The organism is Pseudomonas fjordensis, from assembly GCF_976987115.1.
The window spans coordinates 4,378,909-4,397,578 of the sequence record NZ_OZ336860.1 but is presented as its reverse complement, the minus strand read 5'-3'; the positions used below and the strand labels follow the sequence as shown (position 1 = coordinate 4,397,578).

28 protein-coding genes and 1 pseudogene are annotated in these 18,670 nt (G+C 60.1%); all 29 read left to right on the top strand.

Annotated elements, in window-relative coordinates; translation table 11 throughout:
- Positions 1-52 precede the first annotated feature (52 nt).
- Complete coding sequence (locus ACWHXD_RS19875) at positions 53-778, top strand: Rha family transcriptional regulator (protein ID WP_499084582.1); 726 nt, start codon at positions 53-55, stop codon at positions 776-778.
- On the top strand, positions 775-1,497 hold the full coding sequence (locus tag ACWHXD_RS19870; RefSeq protein WP_499084580.1) for a helix-turn-helix domain-containing protein: 723 nt from the start codon (positions 775-777) through the stop codon (positions 1,495-1,497). Before ACWHXD_RS19875 ends, ACWHXD_RS19870 begins: the two co-directional genes overlap by 4 nt.
- On the top strand, positions 1,494-2,249 hold the full coding sequence (locus ACWHXD_RS19865; RefSeq protein WP_499084579.1) for a replication protein P: 756 nt from the start codon (positions 1,494-1,496) through the stop codon (positions 2,247-2,249). The genes ACWHXD_RS19870 and ACWHXD_RS19865 overlap by 4 nt, the downstream gene beginning before the upstream one ends.
- On the top strand, positions 2,246-2,518 hold the full coding sequence (locus tag ACWHXD_RS19860) for a hypothetical protein (RefSeq protein WP_499084578.1): 273 nt from the start codon (positions 2,246-2,248) through the stop codon (positions 2,516-2,518). The genes ACWHXD_RS19865 and ACWHXD_RS19860 overlap by 4 nt, the downstream gene beginning before the upstream one ends.
- Positions 2,515-2,868 (top strand): phage protein NinX family protein, encoded by a 354-nt coding sequence (locus tag ACWHXD_RS19855; protein ID WP_499084576.1) that lies wholly within the window; start codon positions 2,515-2,517, stop codon positions 2,866-2,868. The genes ACWHXD_RS19860 and ACWHXD_RS19855 overlap by 4 nt, the downstream gene beginning before the upstream one ends.
- Positions 2,865-3,707, top strand: a complete 843-nt coding sequence (locus ACWHXD_RS19850) for a hypothetical protein (RefSeq protein WP_499084574.1) — start codon at positions 2,865-2,867, stop codon at positions 3,705-3,707. The genes ACWHXD_RS19855 and ACWHXD_RS19850 overlap by 4 nt, the downstream gene beginning before the upstream one ends.
- A gap of 265 nt (positions 3,708-3,972) precedes the next feature.
- A complete protein-coding gene (locus tag ACWHXD_RS19845; protein WP_186931881.1) occupies positions 3,973-4,443 on the top strand; it encodes a NinB/YbcN family protein in 471 nt (156 codons plus the stop codon).
- Entirely contained in the window at positions 4,440-4,808 is a 369-nt protein-coding gene (locus ACWHXD_RS19840; RefSeq protein WP_186931882.1) for a hypothetical protein, read from the top strand. Before ACWHXD_RS19845 ends, ACWHXD_RS19840 begins: the two co-directional genes overlap by 4 nt.
- Entirely contained in the window at positions 4,805-5,392 is a 588-nt protein-coding gene (locus tag ACWHXD_RS19835) for a recombination protein NinG (protein ID WP_499084573.1), read from the top strand. Before ACWHXD_RS19840 ends, ACWHXD_RS19835 begins: the two co-directional genes overlap by 4 nt.
- Positions 5,389-6,066 carry a hypothetical protein gene (locus ACWHXD_RS19830; RefSeq protein ID WP_038440804.1) on the top strand — a complete coding sequence of 226 codons (678 nt, stop codon included), beginning with the start codon at positions 5,389-5,391 and terminating at the stop codon, positions 6,064-6,066. The genes ACWHXD_RS19835 and ACWHXD_RS19830 overlap by 4 nt, the downstream gene beginning before the upstream one ends.
- Before the next feature lie 133 nt (positions 6,067-6,199).
- A complete protein-coding gene (locus ACWHXD_RS19825; protein ID WP_154220638.1) occupies positions 6,200-6,364 on the top strand; it encodes a hypothetical protein in 165 nt (54 codons plus the stop codon).
- 325 nt (positions 6,365-6,689) lie between these two features.
- Entirely contained in the window at positions 6,690-7,013 is a 324-nt protein-coding gene (locus ACWHXD_RS19820) for a phage holin, lambda family (protein WP_034112135.1), read from the top strand.
- Entirely contained in the window at positions 7,010-7,387 is a 378-nt protein-coding gene (locus ACWHXD_RS19815) for a hypothetical protein (RefSeq protein ID WP_499084570.1), read from the top strand. The genes ACWHXD_RS19820 and ACWHXD_RS19815 overlap by 4 nt, the downstream gene beginning before the upstream one ends.
- Before the next feature lie 206 nt (positions 7,388-7,593).
- Complete coding sequence (locus tag ACWHXD_RS19810; protein WP_160049470.1) at positions 7,594-7,803, top strand: hypothetical protein; 210 nt, start codon at positions 7,594-7,596, stop codon at positions 7,801-7,803.
- Positions 7,800-8,015, top strand: a complete 216-nt coding sequence (locus tag ACWHXD_RS19805) for a hypothetical protein (RefSeq protein WP_499084569.1) — start codon at positions 7,800-7,802, stop codon at positions 8,013-8,015. The genes ACWHXD_RS19810 and ACWHXD_RS19805 overlap by 4 nt, the downstream gene beginning before the upstream one ends.
- Before the next feature lie 58 nt (positions 8,016-8,073).
- Positions 8,074-8,157: pseudogene (locus tag ACWHXD_RS19800) on the top strand (HGGxSTG domain-containing protein); the annotation flags it as partial.
- Positions 8,158-8,271: 114 nt separating this feature from the next.
- Positions 8,272-8,655, top strand: coding sequence for a hypothetical protein (locus ACWHXD_RS19795; RefSeq protein WP_499085070.1), 384 nt, complete (start codon positions 8,272-8,274; stop codon positions 8,653-8,655).
- Positions 8,630-9,910, top strand: coding sequence for a terminase large subunit domain-containing protein (locus ACWHXD_RS19790; RefSeq protein ID WP_499084567.1), 1,281 nt, complete (start codon positions 8,630-8,632; stop codon positions 9,908-9,910). Before ACWHXD_RS19795 ends, ACWHXD_RS19790 begins: the two co-directional genes overlap by 26 nt.
- A complete protein-coding gene (locus ACWHXD_RS19785) occupies positions 9,907-11,697 on the top strand; it encodes an anti-CBASS protein Acb1 family protein (RefSeq protein ID WP_499084565.1) in 1,791 nt (596 codons plus the stop codon). Before ACWHXD_RS19790 ends, ACWHXD_RS19785 begins: the two co-directional genes overlap by 4 nt.
- Positions 11,694-12,821, top strand: coding sequence for a DUF2213 domain-containing protein (locus ACWHXD_RS19780; RefSeq protein ID WP_499084563.1), 1,128 nt, complete (start codon positions 11,694-11,696; stop codon positions 12,819-12,821). Before ACWHXD_RS19785 ends, ACWHXD_RS19780 begins: the two co-directional genes overlap by 4 nt.
- A gap of 9 nt (positions 12,822-12,830) precedes the next feature.
- The gene (locus ACWHXD_RS19775; protein WP_130887457.1) at positions 12,831-13,310 is read left to right on the top strand and encodes a structural cement protein Gp24; all 480 of its coding nucleotides are present in this window, start codon (positions 12,831-12,833) and stop codon (positions 13,308-13,310) included.
- A gap of 1 nt (position 13,311) precedes the next feature.
- On the top strand, positions 13,312-14,271 hold the full coding sequence (locus ACWHXD_RS19770) for a DUF2184 domain-containing protein (RefSeq protein ID WP_499084562.1): 960 nt from the start codon (positions 13,312-13,314) through the stop codon (positions 14,269-14,271).
- A 10-nt stretch (positions 14,272-14,281) separates the two neighbouring features.
- Positions 14,282-14,677, top strand: a complete 396-nt coding sequence (locus ACWHXD_RS19765) for a hypothetical protein (RefSeq protein ID WP_313872707.1) — start codon at positions 14,282-14,284, stop codon at positions 14,675-14,677.
- A gap of 49 nt (positions 14,678-14,726) precedes the next feature.
- Positions 14,727-15,245, top strand: coding sequence for a DnaT-like ssDNA-binding protein (locus tag ACWHXD_RS19760; protein ID WP_499084559.1), 519 nt, complete (start codon positions 14,727-14,729; stop codon positions 15,243-15,245).
- A complete protein-coding gene (locus tag ACWHXD_RS19755; RefSeq protein WP_499084558.1) occupies positions 15,242-16,273 on the top strand; it encodes a phage minor head protein in 1,032 nt (343 codons plus the stop codon). Before ACWHXD_RS19760 ends, ACWHXD_RS19755 begins: the two co-directional genes overlap by 4 nt.
- The gene (locus ACWHXD_RS19750) at positions 16,230-16,604 is read left to right on the top strand and encodes a glutamate 5-kinase (protein WP_499084556.1); all 375 of its coding nucleotides are present in this window, start codon (positions 16,230-16,232) and stop codon (positions 16,602-16,604) included. The genes ACWHXD_RS19755 and ACWHXD_RS19750 overlap by 44 nt, the downstream gene beginning before the upstream one ends.
- A gap of 2 nt (positions 16,605-16,606) precedes the next feature.
- On the top strand, positions 16,607-16,987 hold the full coding sequence (locus ACWHXD_RS19745) for an HK97 gp10 family phage protein (protein WP_499084553.1): 381 nt from the start codon (positions 16,607-16,609) through the stop codon (positions 16,985-16,987).
- Entirely contained in the window at positions 16,987-17,391 is a 405-nt protein-coding gene (locus ACWHXD_RS19740; RefSeq protein WP_499084552.1) for a phage tail terminator-like protein, read from the top strand. Before ACWHXD_RS19745 ends, ACWHXD_RS19740 begins: the two co-directional genes overlap by 1 nt.
- A gap of 61 nt (positions 17,392-17,452) precedes the next feature.
- Complete coding sequence (locus ACWHXD_RS19735) at positions 17,453-18,622, top strand: phage tail tube protein (RefSeq protein WP_499084551.1); 1,170 nt, start codon at positions 17,453-17,455, stop codon at positions 18,620-18,622.
- The last annotated feature ends 48 nt before the right edge of the window (positions 18,623-18,670 follow it).

The window sequence follows — 18,670 nt, the reverse complement described above, 5'->3', positions numbered from 1 at the left end:
CCTGAATAATACCGCGCCACGATTTTCGATATCTGAAAACGTGGCGCGGACAATGTCATCGCGAGAAATCGCTGAGCTTGTCGAGGCTCGACACAACGATGTGATTGCCACGATTGAGCGGCTCTTCACCAAAAACCTTTTACGATCAATTCGTAAAAGCCGTCGCGAGTCCACTGGCGGCCGCCCGATCGACGTTTACGACCTCATTGAGCGCGATACGCACTTGGTGGTGGCCGGGTACAGCGACGAGCATCGCGCCAAGGTCATCGACCGCTGGCAGGAACTTGAATCGAGCGCGGGCCGGGTCATTGCAACCTTGCCCAACTTCGCTGACCCGGTAGCCGCCGCCAGAGCCTGGGCCGACCAGGTTGAGCAGAAGAACCAGCTGTCGATCGAGGTGCAGACCCAGGCCACGAAGATCCACTCCTTGGAGAACCTGTTCAAGGAAGGCATGACCCACACGCAATTCTGCAAGGGCCTCAATGGGGTCAACGTCATGCAGGTGGGCAATTACTTGGAAGGTCGTAGCTGGCTCTACAACGAGAGCAAGTCCGGTACCCGTCACCGTGTTGGGTCGTACGCCCGCGACAAGTACATGACCGAGCACCAACACGAAGTCACCCCGCACGGCAAAGACCCGTTTATCTCCTACACACCCATCCTGCTGAAGAAGGGCGCCGCACGCCTGTACGACCTGTACCTGGCTGGCGAGCTGCCCATGAAGAAGACCTGGGACGGCATGTTCACCCACGACAAGGCTATGCGGGGTGCAGCGTGAGTATGGAGTTGATGGTAAAGGCCATGAAGACCAAGGTCGGCAACCCTCTGCGCAAGCTGGTGCTGATCAAGCTGGCCGACAACGCTAACGACGTTGGCGAGTGCTGGCCGTCCTACCAGCACATTGCCGACCAATGCGAGATCGACCGCAGCACTGTTCGCCGCCATATCAAGCACTTGGAAGAGCAGCGCCTGCTGAAAATTGAGAACCGCGATGGCCCGAAAGGCAACTCATCGAACCTCTATTTGCTGACCATTGGTGGTATGGGCACAGAAAGCACACCTGTAGGCCCAAAAAGCACAGGTGTAGGCACACAGCCTACACCCCCTGTAGGCCCAGAAAGCACCAGAACCAGTCACTCTTTTGAACCAGTCAAGGAACCAGTAAAGCAGCCGGTCGCTGACGCTCCCTCGGCGAAGAAGAAGGCGACCAAGTTCGACCCGCTCACCTGCAAGCCGGCAAACGTCAGCGAACAGGTTTGGGCTGACTGGTGCCAGCACCGTAAAGAGATCCGCAAGCCGCTGACCAAAACCACCTGCGAACGCCAAGCCAAGACCCTAACCGGCCACCACTGGGCTGACGCTGTGATCATCCAGTCCATCAGCAACGGCTGGACCGGCCTGTTCCCGGACAAGGTGGTGCCTGGCGGCAAAACTGTCAGCAACGGCCCGGACTTCTACGATCAGTCGTGGCGCGCCGATACGAGTGATGACCTATGAAGAACGTCACTCAGATGATCCCAGGTGCAGCGCGGGCCCTGGCCACCACCACCCCTTATCAGGCCCCGGCGCAGACCGGAACCCAGCTGGGCGTTGTGGATGACGCCACCGGTGAAGTGGTCGAGCGCCTGTTTCGGCAGTTGCAGGCCATCTTCCCGGCCCACAAGCAGGCATGGCCGGACGACAAGGCCAAGGCTGCAGCGATGCGCAACTGGACAATGGGGTTCATGGCCGCCGGCATCCGCACGCTGGAGCAGATCCGTTATGGAATCGAGCAGTGCCGCAAAAGCGGCTCACCGTTCGCTCCCAGCGTCGGCCAGTTCATAGGCTGGTGCACGCCTGGGCCGGAGGCTTTCGGCTTGCCAGCGAGCGCTGACGCATGGGTGGAGGCATTGATGGGCGTCTACAGCCACGAAGGCGTGCGCATCGCTGCCAACGAGACCGGAATCTTCGACCTGCGCACCGCCAAGCAGGAAGACAAGGGCCTTCGTCAGCGCTTCGACCACAACTACGCCGTGGTGATCCGACGGGCCCAGGAAGGCCAGCCGCTTGACGGGAAGATCCTCACCGGGATCGGCCACGACAGCCAGAAGACGGCCTTCGAGCTCGCCAACGAGCTGGCCGACCAGCAGGTCCAGGCAAAAATCATTCAGCAGGGCATCCCGGCTGACGGCAAATCAGCGCGTGCGCTGCTGCTGGCAAAAATGAACATCAAGCGCGAGCCGGCGTGCGGCGCGGAGAAACGGACATGACCGTAACCAGCATTCGATACAGCAGCGCACAGACCAAGCCAAAGCCGCAGGCCGGGGACGAGCGTTTCCTCAAGGGCCGAGGCGTCCAGCAAATCCGCCAGCAGCAGTACAGCAAGCTGTACCGGGCCTACATGGTCAGCAACGGCCGTCCGGTGTGGGAGTGGGTCGACAAGGGCAGCGAGAAAGATCGCATGTCTGAGGCCTGGCTCCAGGCGCGCAAGTCGGAGCGCCTGGCATTGATCGCAGAAGCAGCGGAGAAGCAGACATGAACGAATTCGTAGAAGTGAAGACGCAGGACTTGTTGGGCTCGGCGCTGGATTGGGCTCTTGGGTATGCGGTGCGCTGGCATGACCCTGATAGTCGGGAAGCCTGGGCGCATGACTGGCTTCGTTGCTATTGCCCGTCAACCGACTGGAGCGATGGTGGTCCGCTTATCGAGAAGTACAAGCTCGACATCGGCGCGCCAATGGAAAACAACAACGGGCCATGGAATGCCGCTACCGAGTGGGGCCACCCGAATGGCTACAAGGGCGACACCCCGCTGATCGCTGCCTGCCGCGCCATCGTTGCCTCAGTTCTTGGCGAAACCGTAAGCGTGCCAAAGGAGCTGCTGTCATGACCGACAACGCCGAACTGAAGCGGCTGGCCGAGGCTTTCCCTGCCGACCTGGATTGGGACAGCAACACCGAACCGTTCTTCAACGGCCCATCAGGCGAATCGCTGGGTGGCGGATCAACTGGTTTCTACTGCGTCTATGGCGCCCCCTTCGAAATTGATGGCGAACAATACGACGGGCATACGTACGTCGAAACCTGCAAGGCCGACTTTGCCAAGTTCGTGGTCGCAGCACGCGATGGAGTCCTGGCCCTGATCGCCGAGAACGATCGTCTTGTTCCGTTTGAAGAGGCGTATGCCACAGCCTGCAATGTCCGCAATCGTCTGATCAAAGAAAATGAGTTGCTGGATCGGCTCGTCGTAACGAATAAGGCGCTCAGCGATTCGTTCCGCGCCGAACGCGACCAGCTCAAGGCTGAGAACGATGCTCTGAAAGGCCCGCATGACTGGCTGGCCGAAGACCTGATCAAGGAGCTGGTCGATAACGCGCAGGCGATTCAGGAAAACGCTGACGATGGTGAAGAAGATCGATTTGTCATCGTTCTCCTTGCTTCGGCATCACGCATCCGTAGGCAGGAAGCGAACATCGACCAGCTCCGCGCCGAAGTCGCCGGCCTCAAGGCCGGCTACGAAGCCTACGAGCGGGTGAATGCTGAGCTGAAGGCTGAGGTGGAGCGTCTGGACAAACTTTTGATAGACGCCTCAGGCACGCTGAGAAAGGCATCTAGCTGGATATGCCGAGAGGTAGAGGCAGAAACAAAGTCTGCAACTCACTGGGCAATTCGTCGGCGCGAGACGGCTGATCAGATCGACACATCCCTGGGCCAGGGAGAGCAGTCATGACTGACTTGAATCAGCTTTCGTCGGCGGCCCGATCCGCAGCAATGCGAGGCGGTACCGCTGGCTGGGGTCAGGTCGGTGGCCTGGCTGAGCATATTCGATACATGGAGCTGCGCCCAAAGCGCCCGGGCCGCAAGCCTAAATGCAGCTGCGGCTGCGGCACTCCGAAAACACACACGGGGTTCGCCAACGGCGTCTGCTTAACGAGTGGCTGCGAGATGTCCATGCGCCGCTGGGTAAAAGCCGCTGGAGTCAGGAGGGTCGCGCCATGACGGACAAGATCAGCGTCAACTGCCAGGCCAAGCTTTCCGAGGCAATCACCAGCCTGACCGCCATGTATCGCGACAAGAAGTACGTCGTGGTCTCTCTGCGCCCTGGAAAGGACCGCACCCTGGATCAGAACGCCCTGTGGTTCGCGATGTACAAGCGGATTGCCGAGATGACCCAGATCGGTGACGCCGCCGACGCCCGCCGGTACTGCAAGTTGCACTTCGGCGTGCAGATCCTGCTGAACGAAGACGCCGGGTTCCAAGCTGACTGGTACCAGGTCATGCGCCACCTGACCTACGAGACCAAGCTGGCCTTGATGGGCGGCTGCAAGCTGTTCGGCCCAGACGGTATGCCGGTGACCAGCCTGTTCAATCGCGCCCAGGGCATCCAGTACACCGACCTCATCGCTCACTACTTCACCGGCCAAGGTGTTGTGTTCAATGACCTGCTTAGCCAGGAGGCCGCATGAGCTATTGCCGATGGAGCAGTGAAGACTTCCAGTGCGATGTATACGCATATGAGTCTGTACACGGCGGATTCTCGGTTCATGTTGCTGGGAATCGGGTGGTATTTACCGAGCCTCTGCCTGAACAAGTTCTGCTCGAAAAGGAAAACATCCTGGCGTTAGTGGAGCGCAATCACAAAGTCATGAAGATGGTAGATGAGGCCAAGCGCCTACCGATAGGTCTTCCACATGATGGTGAGGATTTCTTCGAAGGCGATGCATCAGCCTGCGCGGATCGCCTTGAGTCTTTAAAAACGCTCGGGTATCGAGTTCCGCAATACGCCATCGACTCACTGCGTGAAGAAGCGGCAGAGGGTGACCAGCAATGAGCCTCCCAGCTAAACAGCCCCGTCCAAAGACCTGCAAGAACCCAGCGTGCAGGTCCTCATTCATCCCGCAGCGCCTCGGTCAGGCGGTGTGCAGTCCTAAGTGTGCGCTGGCCACCGTAGAGGTGCAGAAGGCGAAGGAGAAGAAGTCGCTGGCCCAGGCCGGGCGCCGGGATATCAAGGTGCGCAAGGAGAAGCTGAAGAGCAGGGCGGACCACCTCAAAGATACCCAGCACGCATTCAACGCCTGGATACGTGCCCGTGACGCCGGGCAGCCATGCATCTCATGCGGCACCACAGCGGACGTCCAGTACTGCGCTGGCCACTACAGAACAACCGCCGCAAGCCCAGAGCTCCGCTTCGAACCGCTCAACGTACACCTTCAGTGCAATCGCAACTGCAACATGGGTAAGTCCGGAAACCTCCTTGGGTATCGGCCCGGTCTGATCGAGAAGATCGGCATCCATGCCGTGGAATGGCTAGAAGGGCCGCACGAACCCAAGAAGTACACCGTCGAGCAACTGAAGGCGATGACCGCAGAATACCGGGCAAAGACCAGAGAACTCAAGAAGGGGCAGGCAGCATGAAACTGATCAACGCACGTCAAGCGTGGACTGATGCGCAGCACGAATCGAATGCCTCAATCAGTGCTGCGGCGGCTGATCGGGCCAAGTCCGCAACCGTAGTCAGGAAGGAAAAGGCAGCACTGCGCGAGATCATCTTCGCTGCCCAGGGCGAGGATAAGGAAGAGCGCATCATGGCCGTGCGCCAGAAGATCAGCATTGCCGAAACGCGGCGCGCACCGATTGGCCGCTCCACACATCGTGCAGCCCACCTTCTCACCATGGGCAAGGTGCAGAAGGCAATCGAGTCGCTGCCGTTCCAGGTGCAGCAGCTGGGGCATTATCTCTACCACCCGTGCATGACCGTCGTGCACATGCTCAACGCCGAAAAGCTCATTTGGGCGGATACGGACTTTGGCGCGCTTACCGACGCCAAAGCGGTGAAGGTTCATTGCCTCATCACGTGCGCCCTGCAGTCCTACAAGGTGGAGGTGAGCGGCGGTGACGCGTGGGGCCCAGCTCGAGTGTCCGACGCCATGATCAAGCTGTATGGGATCACCATCGAACCCAAGCACTGGGACCGCGACTGGCTCGACATCTGGAATTTCCTGCGAAAGGCAATCGAGGAAGTTGATATTCAGGCGCAAGAGCCAGTTTGGCAGGTGATACACGCGGAAAATTCAGAGGATGCGGCATAAATATGTTGCCATGGTGGGGAATTCGATGTACTTTTCCCACACTGCGCAACTTACCTCCAGCGCACGACCACATCGAAACCCGGCCACAGCGCCGGGTTTTTTATTGCCTTAATTCTACTGCCGGTAGGTGCGCATGAAGCTAAAAGCCAAAAGCAATCTGCTGGAGCGCGCCAGAACGGCATGGGAGGCGGTCGCACGCCAAGTTGGCGAGACCGATTTCTCGCGCCATCCGCGCACCGGCGAGTATCTGCACCCCGGTGTCGCCATGGGTTGGCGGATCCACAAAAAGAATCTGTAGTTTCACCTGTAGCCAGGACAGCCCTCGGGAAGGCCTGGACGTCGATAGCCGGATAGTGCGACGTACGGAATCAACACCGGCAGCCCGTGCACTCTGACCTCACATGCTTGTGGAGTGGCGCGAGACAGGAATGGCGAGATCGATGCATTGGGGCGTCGACGCTGGGATTGTCTTTGGCTGGCAGCGTGGGAAGACACGCGTACCTATTCAGGGCCTCGACATTGTGCGGGGCCTTTCAGTTTTCGGCCCCGCCACACTGTTCGCACTGAGAAGGGAGTGCTGCTGGAGCCGGATTTATCAATCTCCCCGAGGGGAGGCAACCCGGATGCCTACCATGCCTGACAAGCCAGACACATGGGCCAAGATCTGGCTGGCGTTGAGCAATCCGCTCTGGCAGGGCGCAATCATGGCCATCACAGTATCGTTGCTTCGAGTCATGTACGACGCGAAGGAAACCAGTAAGCGTCGGATCTTGTTCGAATCGCTGATCTGCGGATCGCTGAGCCTTGTTGCGTCCAGCGTGATTGAGTGGATGACCTGGCCGCCCAGCCTATCGGTTGCTGCTGGAGGGACTATTGGGTTCCTCGGCGTGACCGCCATCCGCGAACTGGTGACCCGCTTCCTGGGCCGCAAGGCGGATGCATCATGAAGGCCATCGCTGCTGCAATCATCATCGCCCTGGTCGGCCTGCTGCTCGTTGGCATTCAGCAGTCACGTGTCGTCGCCCTGCGCGGGGAGGTGGCCTTCGAAGCCGGCGAGAAGAAGAAGGCGGTCGACGCCAACCTCGAAAGCCAGGCGACCATCACTACGCTGCGCGCTGAAGCAAAGCGCAATGCTGAATACCAGGCAGACCTGGCAAAGCGCCTCAGGGCCAGCCAGGACAAAGCCAAGAAGGCGGAGAAGAACTTTGAAAACCTCAAGCGCAACAGCAAGCCTGTTCGTGACTGGGCTGCTCAGCCTCTTCCTGACGGCCTGCGCGGCAAAGCCGGCGGCAGTGACAAAGACACAGGCCGTAAGAATTGAAGCACCTGAGCTGATCCCATGCGAGCGCATCGACGACAGCGACGAAGACCTTCGTCTCAATGGAGATGTGTGGGAGCTGAAAGACAAGGCGGTCCGGCTGTTGGACACCTGCGCAGATCAGGTAGACGCCCAGATCCTCCGCAGCCAGAGCAAGTAACCCGCGCCACGTTTTCGAATGCGCCAAATCGTGGCGCGAGACAGGTCACATGAAAGTAATCGTCACCAAGCTACTGGGATCGGCTGAAGTCGAGTTCCTGCGTGAGGGTGTGGTCGTTCACCGCGAGCGGTTCACCGGTAAGGTCACCTCCGAGTACCGCCGCACCATTGCGTTCAATGAGGCGTTCGATACTCACAGGTGCCGGTTCGTGACGGCCATGCCTGCTGATCGGGCGTTCCAGTATGAGGTATCACCATGAGCGACCAGTCAGGCGAACATGTGCATTGGGCCGATGATGGTCGAGGGCGGCGCGAGGTCTTCCTTGGCGGAGAGCGCCTTGAGTGTGTGACCTACTGCGACACCATGTCGGGTATCGCTGTTGTTGCTGACCAGCCCATCAAGTCATCCGATGGCGAGCATGTCGACTTCCGACCCGTATGGGGTGAGATCAAGGTTATAGGCATCGAATGATCATTGAATGACGTTCGAATGCATTGAATGAATCGTTCTGCGAAAACCAACCCCATGAATGAGGCTGACTATGGCCCTATGCGGCGCATCCAAGCGCGGCAACGGGGAACCATGCAAGCGTCACGCGATACCGGGTTCCTCTCGCTGCAAGCTACACGGCGGCAAGAGTTCGGGCCCCAAGGAACAGAGGGGCAACAAGAACGCTGCAAAGCCCGGCTCGATCTACAGCCGATTCCTGACTGACGAAGAGAACGACATGCTTGCCAGCATCGAGCTGGGGCGCGTGGACGATGAGTTGCGGCTGACGAGAGTGCGCTTGATGCGTGCGCTGGCCAGGGAGAACGAATTCGGCAACACGCTGGAAGTGGAGTCGGAGAAGGAAGAGCCGATCCTGGTCAGCGGCAAAGAGACCGCGCTCGCATCGATAACGACTACGAGCAAGGTTCGCGATTACTCCAGCCTGATCGACCGCCTCACTGCACGCGTCGAGAGCCTGGAGCGGACAAAGGAAGACCTGGAGACGCGCCGCCTCACCAACGAGAAGCTGCGCCGCGAACTGGAAGACCCGAATAAGGGCCTGCCCGAGCCTAAGCAAGTAATCATCGGGGTAGAAGATGCAAGCGACCCTGAAGCTGAATAAGCCCCAGTTCGAGTTCATCAGTCACCCCAAGAAGTTTTCAGCATTTGTCGGCGGCTACCGTAGCGGCAAGACTTTCGTGGGCTGTGTTCGGATGTGCATCAACGCACTGGAGCATCCAGGCATTCCTCAGGGCTACTTCGCGCCGACCTATCCGCAGATCGCGGACATCTTCTACGACACCATGCCGGTGGTGGCCGAGGCTTTCGGTCTGTTCGCCGACATCGTGCCGAGCAAGAAGCGCGTGTACCTGCGCGACAACCGAGGCCGGTGCCTGTCGACGATCGTCTGCAAGAGCATGGAGCACCCGCACCGCATCGTCGGCTTCAACATCGCTCATGCGTTGGTCGACGAGATCGACTGCATGGCGATCAAGAAGGCTGACAGCGCTTGGAAGAAAATCATCGCGCGGATGTCCACGGTGTGGCCAACCCGAGCCATGAACACCATCGACGTCACTACGACGCCGGAGGGCTTCAACTGGGTCTATCGCAAGTTCGTCAAGGAGTTGGCCGCCAACCCAAGTCAGCGCCCTCTGTACGGCATCGTGCACGCCTCGACGCGGCAGAACGCGAAGAACCTGCCGAAGGACTACATCAAGTCGCTGCGGGAGTCGTACCCGGCCAACCTGGTGGACGCGTACATCGATGGCCTGTTCGTCAACCTGACGTCGGGCAGCGTGTACCCGAACTTCTGCCGCAAGCAGAACCACACGGACGCGACTATTCGCCCTGGCGAGCAGTTGCACGTCGGCATGGACTTCAACATCAGCCGGATGGCCGCGACGGTGCATGTCATTCGTGACGGTCTCCCGCTGCTACTCGAAGAAGCCACGCACCTTTTCGACACGCCGGCGATGATCGTCGAGCTGAAGCGCCGCTTCTCGGGGCACAGCATCACGGTCTATCCGGACGCCAGCGGTAAGAACCGCAAGAGCGTGAACGGCAGCGAGTCGGATCACAGCCTACTTCGTGCTGCCGGCTTCATGGTGATGGCGAACCCGTCGAACCCAGCGGTTCGCGACCGGGTACTGGCCGTGAACGCCATGTTCCTGAATATCGACCATAAGCGCCGCTACCTGGTGAACACCGACAACTGTCCAGTAACCACCCAGGTGCTGGAGCAGCAGGCATACACCGAAAACGGCGAACCCAACAAGGACGGCACTGAAGACCCGGTCGACGCACTCGGTTACTTCATTGTCCAGCGCTTCCCGATTGCGGGCAGCTATACACTCGCAAACGTGAGCAACTCATGAGCGCATTCAGCTACCTGAAAGACAGCCTGCAGAACCTGGTCGCAGGACTGGGTACTGCGCGCGACAAGGCATCTCACTCGCACTATGCGCTTCCGGTGATGGACGACCAGCAACTGCTGAACGCCTTCCGTGGTTCGTGGACAGCACAGAAGGGCGTGACCATCCCAGCGGTGGACGCGTGCCGTAACTGGCGCAACTGGCAGGCTGACAAGGACCAGATCGGGCTGATCGAGGCCGAAGAGGACCGCCTGAACGTCAAGGGCAAGATCCTTGAGGCCCTATTGAAGGCCCGTCTGTTTGGTGGTGCTGCTGTATTCATCGGCACCGGCGAGCGTGACACGGCATCCGAGCTGAACCCTGAGCGCGTCAAGCAGGGGGGCGTGAAGTACCTCACTGTCATGACCCGCCGGCAGCTGAGCGCAACCGAGATCGAGCAAGACCCGCAGAGCCCGCGCTTCGGAAAGCCCAAGGCGTACCGGCTGCCGGGCAGCGTGGTCGAGATCCACCCGTCGCGCTTGGTGATCTTCATCGGCGCCGCCCACCCCGACCCTGAGTTGGCGGTGGGCACCGGCTTCGGTTGGGGCGACTCGGTGCTGCTGGCCGCTATGCCCGCAGTGCGTCACTACGACGAGACAGTGGCCAACGTGGTCAGCCTGGTCTACGAGGCCAAGATCGACGTCATCAACATCCCGAACCTGATGTCGAGCATGCAGGACAAGAATTACGAGCGCTTGCTGTTGGAGCGCCTGCGCCTGGCCGCTACCGCCAAGGGTATCAACGGCACACTGATCCTCGACGGGCAAGAGACCCATAGTTCCAAGTCGGCGAGCTTCGGCAACCTGCCGGAGGTTATCGCCAAGACAGAGCAGGGCGTCGCCGGCGCGTTCGATATCCCCGGCACCCGCATGTTCGGTCAGTCGTCGACGGGGCTCGGCGCCAATGGCGAAGAGAACACCCGCAACTACTACGACAACGTCGCGTCACGCCAGAAGCTGGAGATCAAGCCAGCCATGAGCGTGCTGGATGAGGGTTTGATCCGCTCCGCGCTCGGCAGTCGGCCGAAAGAGGTGCACTACACCTGGGCGCCACTCTGGCAGGCCACGGCGAAAGAGCGGGCCGATATCGGCAAGACCACGGCTGACACCATCAAGGCGCTGAAAGACTCCGGGCTGTTCCCTGAGGATGCGCTCTCGACCGCCGCAGTGAACCTGCTGGTCGAGCTGAGCGTTATGCCGGGTCTGGAAGCGGCTATCGAGAAGTTCGGCGCCGAACTGTCCGATGACGATGATGACCTGCCGAGCACCGGTGCGGATCAGCCGGTGGCGAAGAAAGCGATCACTGACGCCGCGCCTCGCTCCCTGTACGTGTCCCGCAAGGTCATCAACGGCGCCGAGATCATCGAGTGGGCCAAGTCGCAGGGCTTTGAATCCACCGTCCCGGCTGCTGACCTGCACGTCACTGTCGCCTACAGCCGCAACCCGGTGGATTGGATGAAGGTCGGCGAGTCGTGGTCGGGCGATGGCAAGGGCCAGCTCAAGATTGCACCAGGTGGCGCACGGCTGATCGACAAGTTCGGCGAAGGCGCGGTGGTGCTGCTGTTCAACAGCTCCGAGCTGGCTTGGAGGCATGTCTCCATCGTTGAGGCTGGCGCCTCTTGGGACTGGCCGGACTATCAGCCCCACATCACCTTCACCTACGAACCCGGCAGCGTCGATGTCGACAAGGTCGAGCCATACCGTGGCGCGATTGAGCTGGGTCCAGAGATCTTCGAGGAGCTCGCCCCATGATCTTCACCGACTCCGTGCCAGTCACGGGAGTGCGGCGCACCGAGGACGGCTATCTGGTGGCCGAGGCTCGAGTCGCGCGCACCGGCATCCAGGACTATCTGGGTACCGAGATCGACCCGGACAACGAACACGGCCTGCGGGATAAGCCAATCGTTCGTGTGTACCGGCCGGAAAGCGCGGTCTTCCACGCTGACGCCATGCACTCGTACGCCTACCGACCAATGACCAACGGCCATCCGGGCGGGGACGGCGTCAACTCCAAGAACTGGAAAGATGTCGCTATCGGCCAAACCGGCGGCGAAGTCGTCCGCGACGGCCAGTTCGTCAAGGTGCCGCTGGTGCTGATGGACGCCAAGGCGATCGAGGACTACGAGTCCGGCAAGCGCGAGCTGTCCATGGGCTACGGCGCCGAAGTCGTGTTTCAGGATGGCGTTTCCCCCGATGGCGAGCAGTACGACTGCTTCCTCGGCCCTATGAAAATGAATCACCTAAGCCTTGAGCATCGCGCTCGGGGTGGCGAGCACCTTCGCATCGGTGACCATAAACCACACACCCCCCAAGGAGGCCATGACATGGCTGATTCACTGCGTACGGTCATCGTTGATGGCCTGTCCGTCCAGACGACCGACCAAGGCGCCCAGGCGATCGACAAGCTGACCAAGCAGCTGGCCGATGCCGGGGTAAACATCAAATCCCTGACCGACGCGCATACCGCTGCGCTGGCGCTGAAGGATGGCGAACTGGCGAAGAAAGACGCCGAGATCGACGCCCTCAAGGTCAAGCAGCTCAGCGATGCCGATATCGACAAGCGCGTCACCGCCCGCGCTGACCTGATCAGCAAGGCCAAGTTGATCGCTGACGCCGACTACACCGGCAAGACCGACGCTGACATCCGCAAGGCTGTTGTGGTCGCGAAGCTGGGTGATGCGGCCGTGGCCGGTAAGGCTGACGCTTACATCGATGCGCGCTTCGAGATCCTGGTCGAAGACGCCGCCAAGAACCCGGCAAATGACCCGTTCCGGCAGCACATGATCCATCAGGACAGTAAGCCAGGCGAAAACCCGGCTGAAGCCGCCCGCGCGAAGATGCTGGCCGACTTCAACTCCACTCAGCCCGCCAAGTAAGGAGCCATCATGGCCGCTTATCAAACGACTTACCCTGATCGTCCAGCCAAGGGCCTTCATGGCGCCTCGGCGAACGAAGAGATCAAGAACGACATCAGCCGCACCATCGAAAACGCTGCCGGCGTCCGCTTCGGCGAGCCAGTCCAGCGCGGCGCCGGCGACCATGGCGTTGTTCCATTCGCAGCCGGCGGCAAGTTCGTCGGTATTGCCAAGCTGACACCGGCCGTCCCTGCCGTGAAGGCAGGATCGACTCTGGTCGACGGCTACCCGCAGTACTTCACCGCGTCCATTCGTGAGCGCGGCCAGATGTACGTGACGGTGAGCACGCCGGTGGTCGATGGCGATCCGGTCTACTACGTGACCGCCACCAACACCTACACCAACGCTGCCGGCGCCGGCATTGTTGGTCCGATCCCGAGCGCGTTCTTCGACACCACTGGTGCCGCCGGCGACATCGTGGAAATCTCCCTCAAGAACCGGAGCGCATAACATGCGACAAGCATTCGCAGACGCTCAAGCAGCGTTGCCATTCGTTGTAGCCCAAGGCCGCAACATCGAAACCGCGATCTATGAAGCTCGCTACCCGGAATACAGCTACCGCGACCTGATGCCTGTCGTAACCGAAGGCAATCAGTGGGGGATCGGGACCCAGTTCTACAGCATGCAACTCGCGGGCGAAGCCAAGTTCCTGTCCGGCGCCGCCAATGACATGCCGTTCAACAACGTTTCGTGGGGCGAAGGCTCGCACGACTACGCCATGATCGGCTCCGGCTGGGAGTGGAATCTGGAAGAGGTCAATCAGGCCGCTCTGTATGGCCGCAACCTGAACGACCTGAAAGCCATGTCGGCAAGTCGCTCCACCGAGCGCCTGCTCTACGACATCGCCACCACCGGTAGCACCGAGAAAAACTGGCGTGGCTTTGTCAACCAGTCCAACGTGCAGACCATCACCGCTGCGGCCACCGGCACTGGCAGCTCCAAGCTCTTCGTCGACAAGACACCGCAACAGGTTCTGAACGACCTCAACACCTTGCTCAAGGTGGTGCCGCAGGCGTCGAACAACGTAGAGCTGGCCGATACCCTGGCCTTGCCTCTCGAGGTGATGGACTACATCTCGACCGTCTTCGTCGGTACCGAAGCGAATAGTCCGACCATCCTGGAGCGCTTCCGCACTTCCAACGTCTACACCGCGCGCACCGGTCGCCCGCTGACCATCCTGACGGCCGACTCGCTGTCGACCGCAGGCACTGGTGGCGGTGGTCGTATCGCCGCGTACCGTCGCGCTCTGGACGTGATCCGCTTCCACCTGCCAATGCCTCGCATGGTGCTGCCGGTTCATCAGAAGACCATCATGGGCTTCGAGACCGGCATCATCGCGCGCACCGGCGGTGTTGAAGTTCGTCTGCCAGGCGCCATGGCGTACATGGACGGCGTGTCCGAGCCTGCATAAGGGGGTTGTCATGAAAGTGAAAGTCACGAACAGCGGGACCTGCCCGCGCGGCCTCTGGTCCATGGGTGCGATCAAGATGATCGGCATCGGTGCAAGCCGGGAACTGACCCTGACCGAGGCAGAGCTCGAGCAGGCCAAGAAAATCGATGTCCTCAGTTTTGAGGCTGTCGAGGCTCCGTCCGGCGACGAAAAGGCTGAGCTGCTCGCCAAGCTGAAGGCGCTGGGCATCGATGCCGCTGGCAACAGCAAAGTCGAAACCCTGCGCAAGAAGCTGGAAGAAGCCGAGGCTGCTGCCGCTGCCGAAAAGCAGAAGGTCATCGACGAGCTGAAGGCGCTGAACGTTGAGTTCGACGCCGAAGCAAATCTGGAAGCCCTGCAGGCCGCACTGGCCGCCGCCAAGGCGTAATACCCCGCAAAACCGGAGCGCATGCCGCTCCACCTATTCGAGAATGATGATGGCTGACTACTACGGTACCGTGGCGGGCGCTGACGCTTACCACTCGGCCCGTGGCAATGCCGCTTGGGCGGCTGCCACAGAGCAGGCCAAAGAAGAAGCCCTGGCGCGAGCATCAGCCTACATCGATGGCATTGGCACTCAGTTGCCTACGACTGGATGCGTACTGTCATTCCCTGGCCGTAAGGCTGGTGGTAGGGCGCAAGCCCTGCAATGGCCGCGTACTGGAGCAGTCGATCGGTCTGGCGACCCTATCCTAGATGGCGAGGTGCCGCGCGAGATTGAGCAGGCTACCTATGAGGGGGCGCTGCGTGAGCTGGTCAAGCCTGGGAGCCTGAATCCGGACTACATCGCGTCCATGGCCATCAAGCGCGCTAAGGTTGGTCCGCTGGAAACCGAGTTCTTCGGGCCGGAGGATGGAGACGAACAGCCAAACAAGCCGGTGATCGGTATGATCAACAGCATCCTTGGCCCGATCATGATCCTTCGTTGCCCATTGCCTTTCGTGGTGACCGTGTGAATCAGACAGACATCCTGCGCCAGATCGAGGGTATGGAGCCCAAGATGCAGCGGGCTTACCTTGAGCAGGTGCGCGGTGTAGTCGATGCGGCGGTGATAGCGGAAATCGAGCGATACATCGAGTCGAATAGTCAGAGCGCCCTGGATGATGCTCTGACTCTTGGTGTGTTTGGGCTTCTGTTTGAGCTGATCCGGTCGGGATACATGGCCGGCGGCGCTTACGAAACCAAGCAAGTGCCAAAGGCGACCGGGAGACCTGAATTCGATGTTAGGGCGCCAGCCGCCGAGTCATGGCTTGGCGATCACATCGCGTCGCTCAAGGCTCAGATGGATCGTGACCTGGTTGACTCGGTGCGAGTAACGGTTTCGGCTGGATTGCAGGCTGGTAGGTCGCCCAGGCAGATCGCGCTGGACTTGGCTGGCAGAGTTAGCAAGCAGACGGGCAAGCGGACTGGTGGCTCTGTAGGTCTCCCAGGAAACTTCGCTCAGTACGTCGCCGATGCGCGCACCCAGTTACTGAGCGGTGATCGCGAGCAGTTGAAGAAGTACCTGACTCGCACCCGCCGTGACCGCCGATTCGACTCGATGGTTCTTCGGGCGCTAAAGGCAGGGAAGGCCGTCAACAAGGTCGATGTGGAGCGCATTGCTGGCCGCTACTCCGACCGCCTACTTCAAACCCATGCGGAAATGATCGCCAGGACTGAGGCGCTCGAGTCGTTCAGTGCCGGACGTGACCGTGTCTATCAGCAGTTGGTGGAGCGCGGTCTACCTATAGAGGCCATAACCAAGGACTGGGACACGCGTCGTGACGAGAAGGTCAGGCACAGTCACTCAGGCATGCAAGGGCAAAAGCGCCAACTTGGAGAGCCCTTTGTGAGTACCGCCGGAGCTCTATTGAATTATCCAGGTGACCGTTCGCTGGGCGCGGGATACGACGAAACCGCTAACTGCCGCTGCCAGGCCAGATATTCCATAAGGGCTAACTATGCGCGACGAGATGCAGGAAATCTTCGGGGCGTTATTCGATAGCGTATTCGCTGAGTCCGTGACCTCCTTTACCGGTGAGTATATGGGTCCAGGTGTTCGCGATACGATAACCGAAGAGACGACCTCCCAGCCCGTCACCTACACCGGTCGCGGCGTTCTGGACAGGTACGACAGCCGGCGCATCGACAACATCAACATCAAGGTCGGCGATGTACTGCTGATTTGCCTGGCCAACGAAACAACCGATATTCCTGCTGTTGGCCACAAGATCACGGCTCCCGACTTGCTCACCGGCGCGCAGGTCGCTTACCAGGTGGTTAGCCCTGGCATCGATCCAGCAAAAGCGCATTACGAAATTCAGCTGAGGAAATAGCCATGGCTGGCGGATGGAGTACCCCACCGGCGCTGTTCGCTGACGTGGTTGAACAGAACATCGTCAAGAGAGTGCGGATCATCGCCATGGCCATGCTGGGCGAAGTGGTTCTCCGGTCGCCGGTGGACACTGGGCGTTTCCGTGGAAGCCACACAATCAGCATCGGCAGTCCGGTTTATTCAGATTCCGGGCGACTGGACCGCAGCGGCGGGAGCACCACCAGTGCTGGGTTATCTGCCTTAACTGGGCTTGAGCCATTCACCCAGGTGTTCATCCAGACCAATCTGCCTTATGCCCAAAAGCTCGAGGATGGTCATTCCAAGCAAGCGCCCGCCGGTATCTACAGGGTGGCTTTCCATGGCGTTTCACAGGCGTACAGCTGATGACCTTTGAACAGATTCGCGGCATCGTCATAGGCCGCATGACAGCGTGGGCAGGAATTCCAGCAAGTTCCGTCGATTATCCGAACGCCCCGCAGCCTTTTGACCCAGCGGGTAAAACGATCTGGGCCAGACTCGCAGACGTACCGGGCCTATCCAGTGCCCCAGAGGTAGGGTTAGGCCCGAGCGTTCGTCGAACAGGGATCATCGTCATTCAGTTATTCGTTCCGGCCTACAAGGGCACTCTTGCCATCACGCGAGCCGCTGACACGCTTGTGCAGCACTTCGAGTACTACAGCGACCCATCTGGTCCTTTTGATTGCTTCGCCGCCTCTGCACAGGTTGTAGGCGACGACGGCCTTGGCTGGTACCAGGTCAACTTGCAAATCCCATACAGGGCTTATTGAGCCCGCCACACTCACCGCCACATGGCGGTTTTTTTACGCCTATTGATAGGAGAAACACCCCATGTCCAGTGGTGCCAAGGTCTCAACCGCGTGGAAGCGCGAGATCACCCCAGGAATCACCCCGCCCGGCGACTGGAATGTCCTGACCCGGGTCAGCTTCGGCCTGTTGCCGACTTACAACTCGGAAGAGAATAACGAAATCGGCGCTGACCGGATGGCCCAGGGCACAGCCCAGACCACCGTGGACGTGGGTGGCGACGTTGAGACCAAGCTGCGTTTCGGCGCGCTGGACGACTTCATGGCCTCCTGCTTCGGCAAGGATTGGGTCGGTAACGTCCTTACCATGGGCAATGACCGGATTTCGTTCTCGATTGGCTCGTACGCGAGCGATGTCGGCATTGCTGCCATTGCCCGAGGCGCCCAAGTGGCGACGATGAATTTCGAGATCCCGAACGACAACGAGATCAACGTAACCACCACCTTTGCCGCGATCGCCTGGGACGACAAGGCTGACAACACGTCTTTCATTGTCAACCCACTGTCGGAAGTCAGCCAGCGGCGCTACGGCTTCAAGGACGTGACTGGTCTGAAGATCAACGGCGTGCAGCTGGGCGAGGACAATGCCTGCGTCGACAGCTTCAACCTGCAGTTCGACAACAGCGTCCAGACTCAGCGCTGCATCGGTAACGGCAACCCGTTCCCGGGCAACATCATCCCGACCACCTTCACCCCGTCTGGCTCTATCACCATGAGCTGGTCGAAAGCCGCATACAACTACTGGAAGTCGCAGCAGGCCGGCGACGCACTGAGCTTCGAGTTCACGCTGAACAACGCTGACGGCGGCTACACCTTCCTCCTGCCAGAAATGGAAGTAAGCGGTGATTGGCCGGACGGTGGCTCGACCGACATCATCCAGGTTGAGCTGAGCTACACCGGTCGCCGCGTGCCGCCGAGCATCACCCGTCTGCCAGCGCCAATCGTCATCGCCGCCGTAGATATCAGCCCTGGCACCGCCAGCGTTGCCGTGGGCGCCACGGTGGACCTGGAGGCTGCCGTAACTCCTGTGGGCGCAAGCCAGCTGGTTACCTGGACCACTTCCGACGCAACCAAGGCAAGCGTCAGCGCCACCGGCCTGGTCAAAGGTGTGGCCGTTGGTACCGCGACCATCACCGCCACCAGTAAAGCGGATGTCACCAAAACCGACACCGCAACAATCACCATAACCGCTTAAACCCTTTGCCTGGTGCGCCCTGCGGTGCGCGCCGGGCCTTTTACCGCA

Bases quoted from the DNA above. Each gene is read 5' to 3' on its own strand.
- ACWHXD_RS19780 (WP_499084563.1), top strand. From the start codon at position 11,694: ATGATCTTCACCGACTCCGTGCCAGTCACGGGAGTGCGGCGCACCGAG.
- ACWHXD_RS19790 (WP_499084567.1), top strand. From the start codon at position 8,630: ATGCAAGCGACCCTGAAGCTGAATAAGCCCCAGTTCGAGTTCATCAGT.
- ACWHXD_RS19815 (WP_499084570.1), top strand. From the start codon at position 7,010: ATGAAGGCCATCGCTGCTGCAATCATCATCGCCCTGGTCGGCCTGCTG.
- ACWHXD_RS19805 (WP_499084569.1), top strand. From the start codon at position 7,800: ATGAGCGACCAGTCAGGCGAACATGTGCATTGGGCCGATGATGGTCGA.
- ACWHXD_RS19865 (WP_499084579.1), top strand. From the start codon at position 1,494: ATGAAGAACGTCACTCAGATGATCCCAGGTGCAGCGCGGGCCCTGGCC.
- ACWHXD_RS19735 (WP_499084551.1), top strand. From the start codon at position 17,453: ATGTCCAGTGGTGCCAAGGTCTCAACCGCGTGGAAGCGCGAGATCACC.
- ACWHXD_RS19855 (WP_499084576.1), top strand. From the start codon at position 2,515: ATGAACGAATTCGTAGAAGTGAAGACGCAGGACTTGTTGGGCTCGGCG.
- ACWHXD_RS19795 (WP_499085070.1), top strand. From the start codon at position 8,272: ATGCTTGCCAGCATCGAGCTGGGGCGCGTGGACGATGAGTTGCGGCTG.
- ACWHXD_RS19740 (WP_499084552.1), top strand. From the start codon at position 16,987: ATGACCTTTGAACAGATTCGCGGCATCGTCATAGGCCGCATGACAGCG.
- ACWHXD_RS19860 (WP_499084578.1), top strand. From the start codon at position 2,246: ATGACCGTAACCAGCATTCGATACAGCAGCGCACAGACCAAGCCAAAG.
- ACWHXD_RS19775 (WP_130887457.1), top strand. From the start codon at position 12,831: ATGGCCGCTTATCAAACGACTTACCCTGATCGTCCAGCCAAGGGCCTT.
- ACWHXD_RS19845 (WP_186931881.1), top strand. From the start codon at position 3,973: ATGACGGACAAGATCAGCGTCAACTGCCAGGCCAAGCTTTCCGAGGCA.
- ACWHXD_RS19850 (WP_499084574.1), top strand. From the start codon at position 2,865: ATGACCGACAACGCCGAACTGAAGCGGCTGGCCGAGGCTTTCCCTGCC.
- ACWHXD_RS19785 (WP_499084565.1), top strand. From the start codon at position 9,907: ATGAGCGCATTCAGCTACCTGAAAGACAGCCTGCAGAACCTGGTCGCA.
- ACWHXD_RS19745 (WP_499084553.1), top strand. From the start codon at position 16,607: ATGGCTGGCGGATGGAGTACCCCACCGGCGCTGTTCGCTGACGTGGTT.
- ACWHXD_RS19825 (WP_154220638.1), top strand. From the start codon at position 6,200: ATGAAGCTAAAAGCCAAAAGCAATCTGCTGGAGCGCGCCAGAACGGCA.
- ACWHXD_RS19835 (WP_499084573.1), top strand. From the start codon at position 4,805: ATGAGCCTCCCAGCTAAACAGCCCCGTCCAAAGACCTGCAAGAACCCA.
- ACWHXD_RS19820 (WP_034112135.1), top strand. From the start codon at position 6,690: ATGCCTACCATGCCTGACAAGCCAGACACATGGGCCAAGATCTGGCTG.
- ACWHXD_RS19760 (WP_499084559.1), top strand. From the start codon at position 14,727: ATGGCTGACTACTACGGTACCGTGGCGGGCGCTGACGCTTACCACTCG.
- ACWHXD_RS19830 (WP_038440804.1), top strand. From the start codon at position 5,389: ATGAAACTGATCAACGCACGTCAAGCGTGGACTGATGCGCAGCACGAA.
- ACWHXD_RS19810 (WP_160049470.1), top strand. From the start codon at position 7,594: ATGAAAGTAATCGTCACCAAGCTACTGGGATCGGCTGAAGTCGAGTTC.
- ACWHXD_RS19875 (WP_499084582.1), top strand. From the start codon at position 53: ATGTCATCGCGAGAAATCGCTGAGCTTGTCGAGGCTCGACACAACGAT.
- ACWHXD_RS19750 (WP_499084556.1), top strand. From the start codon at position 16,230: ATGCGCGACGAGATGCAGGAAATCTTCGGGGCGTTATTCGATAGCGTA.
- ACWHXD_RS19840 (WP_186931882.1), top strand. From the start codon at position 4,440: ATGAGCTATTGCCGATGGAGCAGTGAAGACTTCCAGTGCGATGTATAC.
- ACWHXD_RS19770 (WP_499084562.1), top strand. From the start codon at position 13,312: ATGCGACAAGCATTCGCAGACGCTCAAGCAGCGTTGCCATTCGTTGTA.
- ACWHXD_RS19765 (WP_313872707.1), top strand. From the start codon at position 14,282: ATGAAAGTGAAAGTCACGAACAGCGGGACCTGCCCGCGCGGCCTCTGG.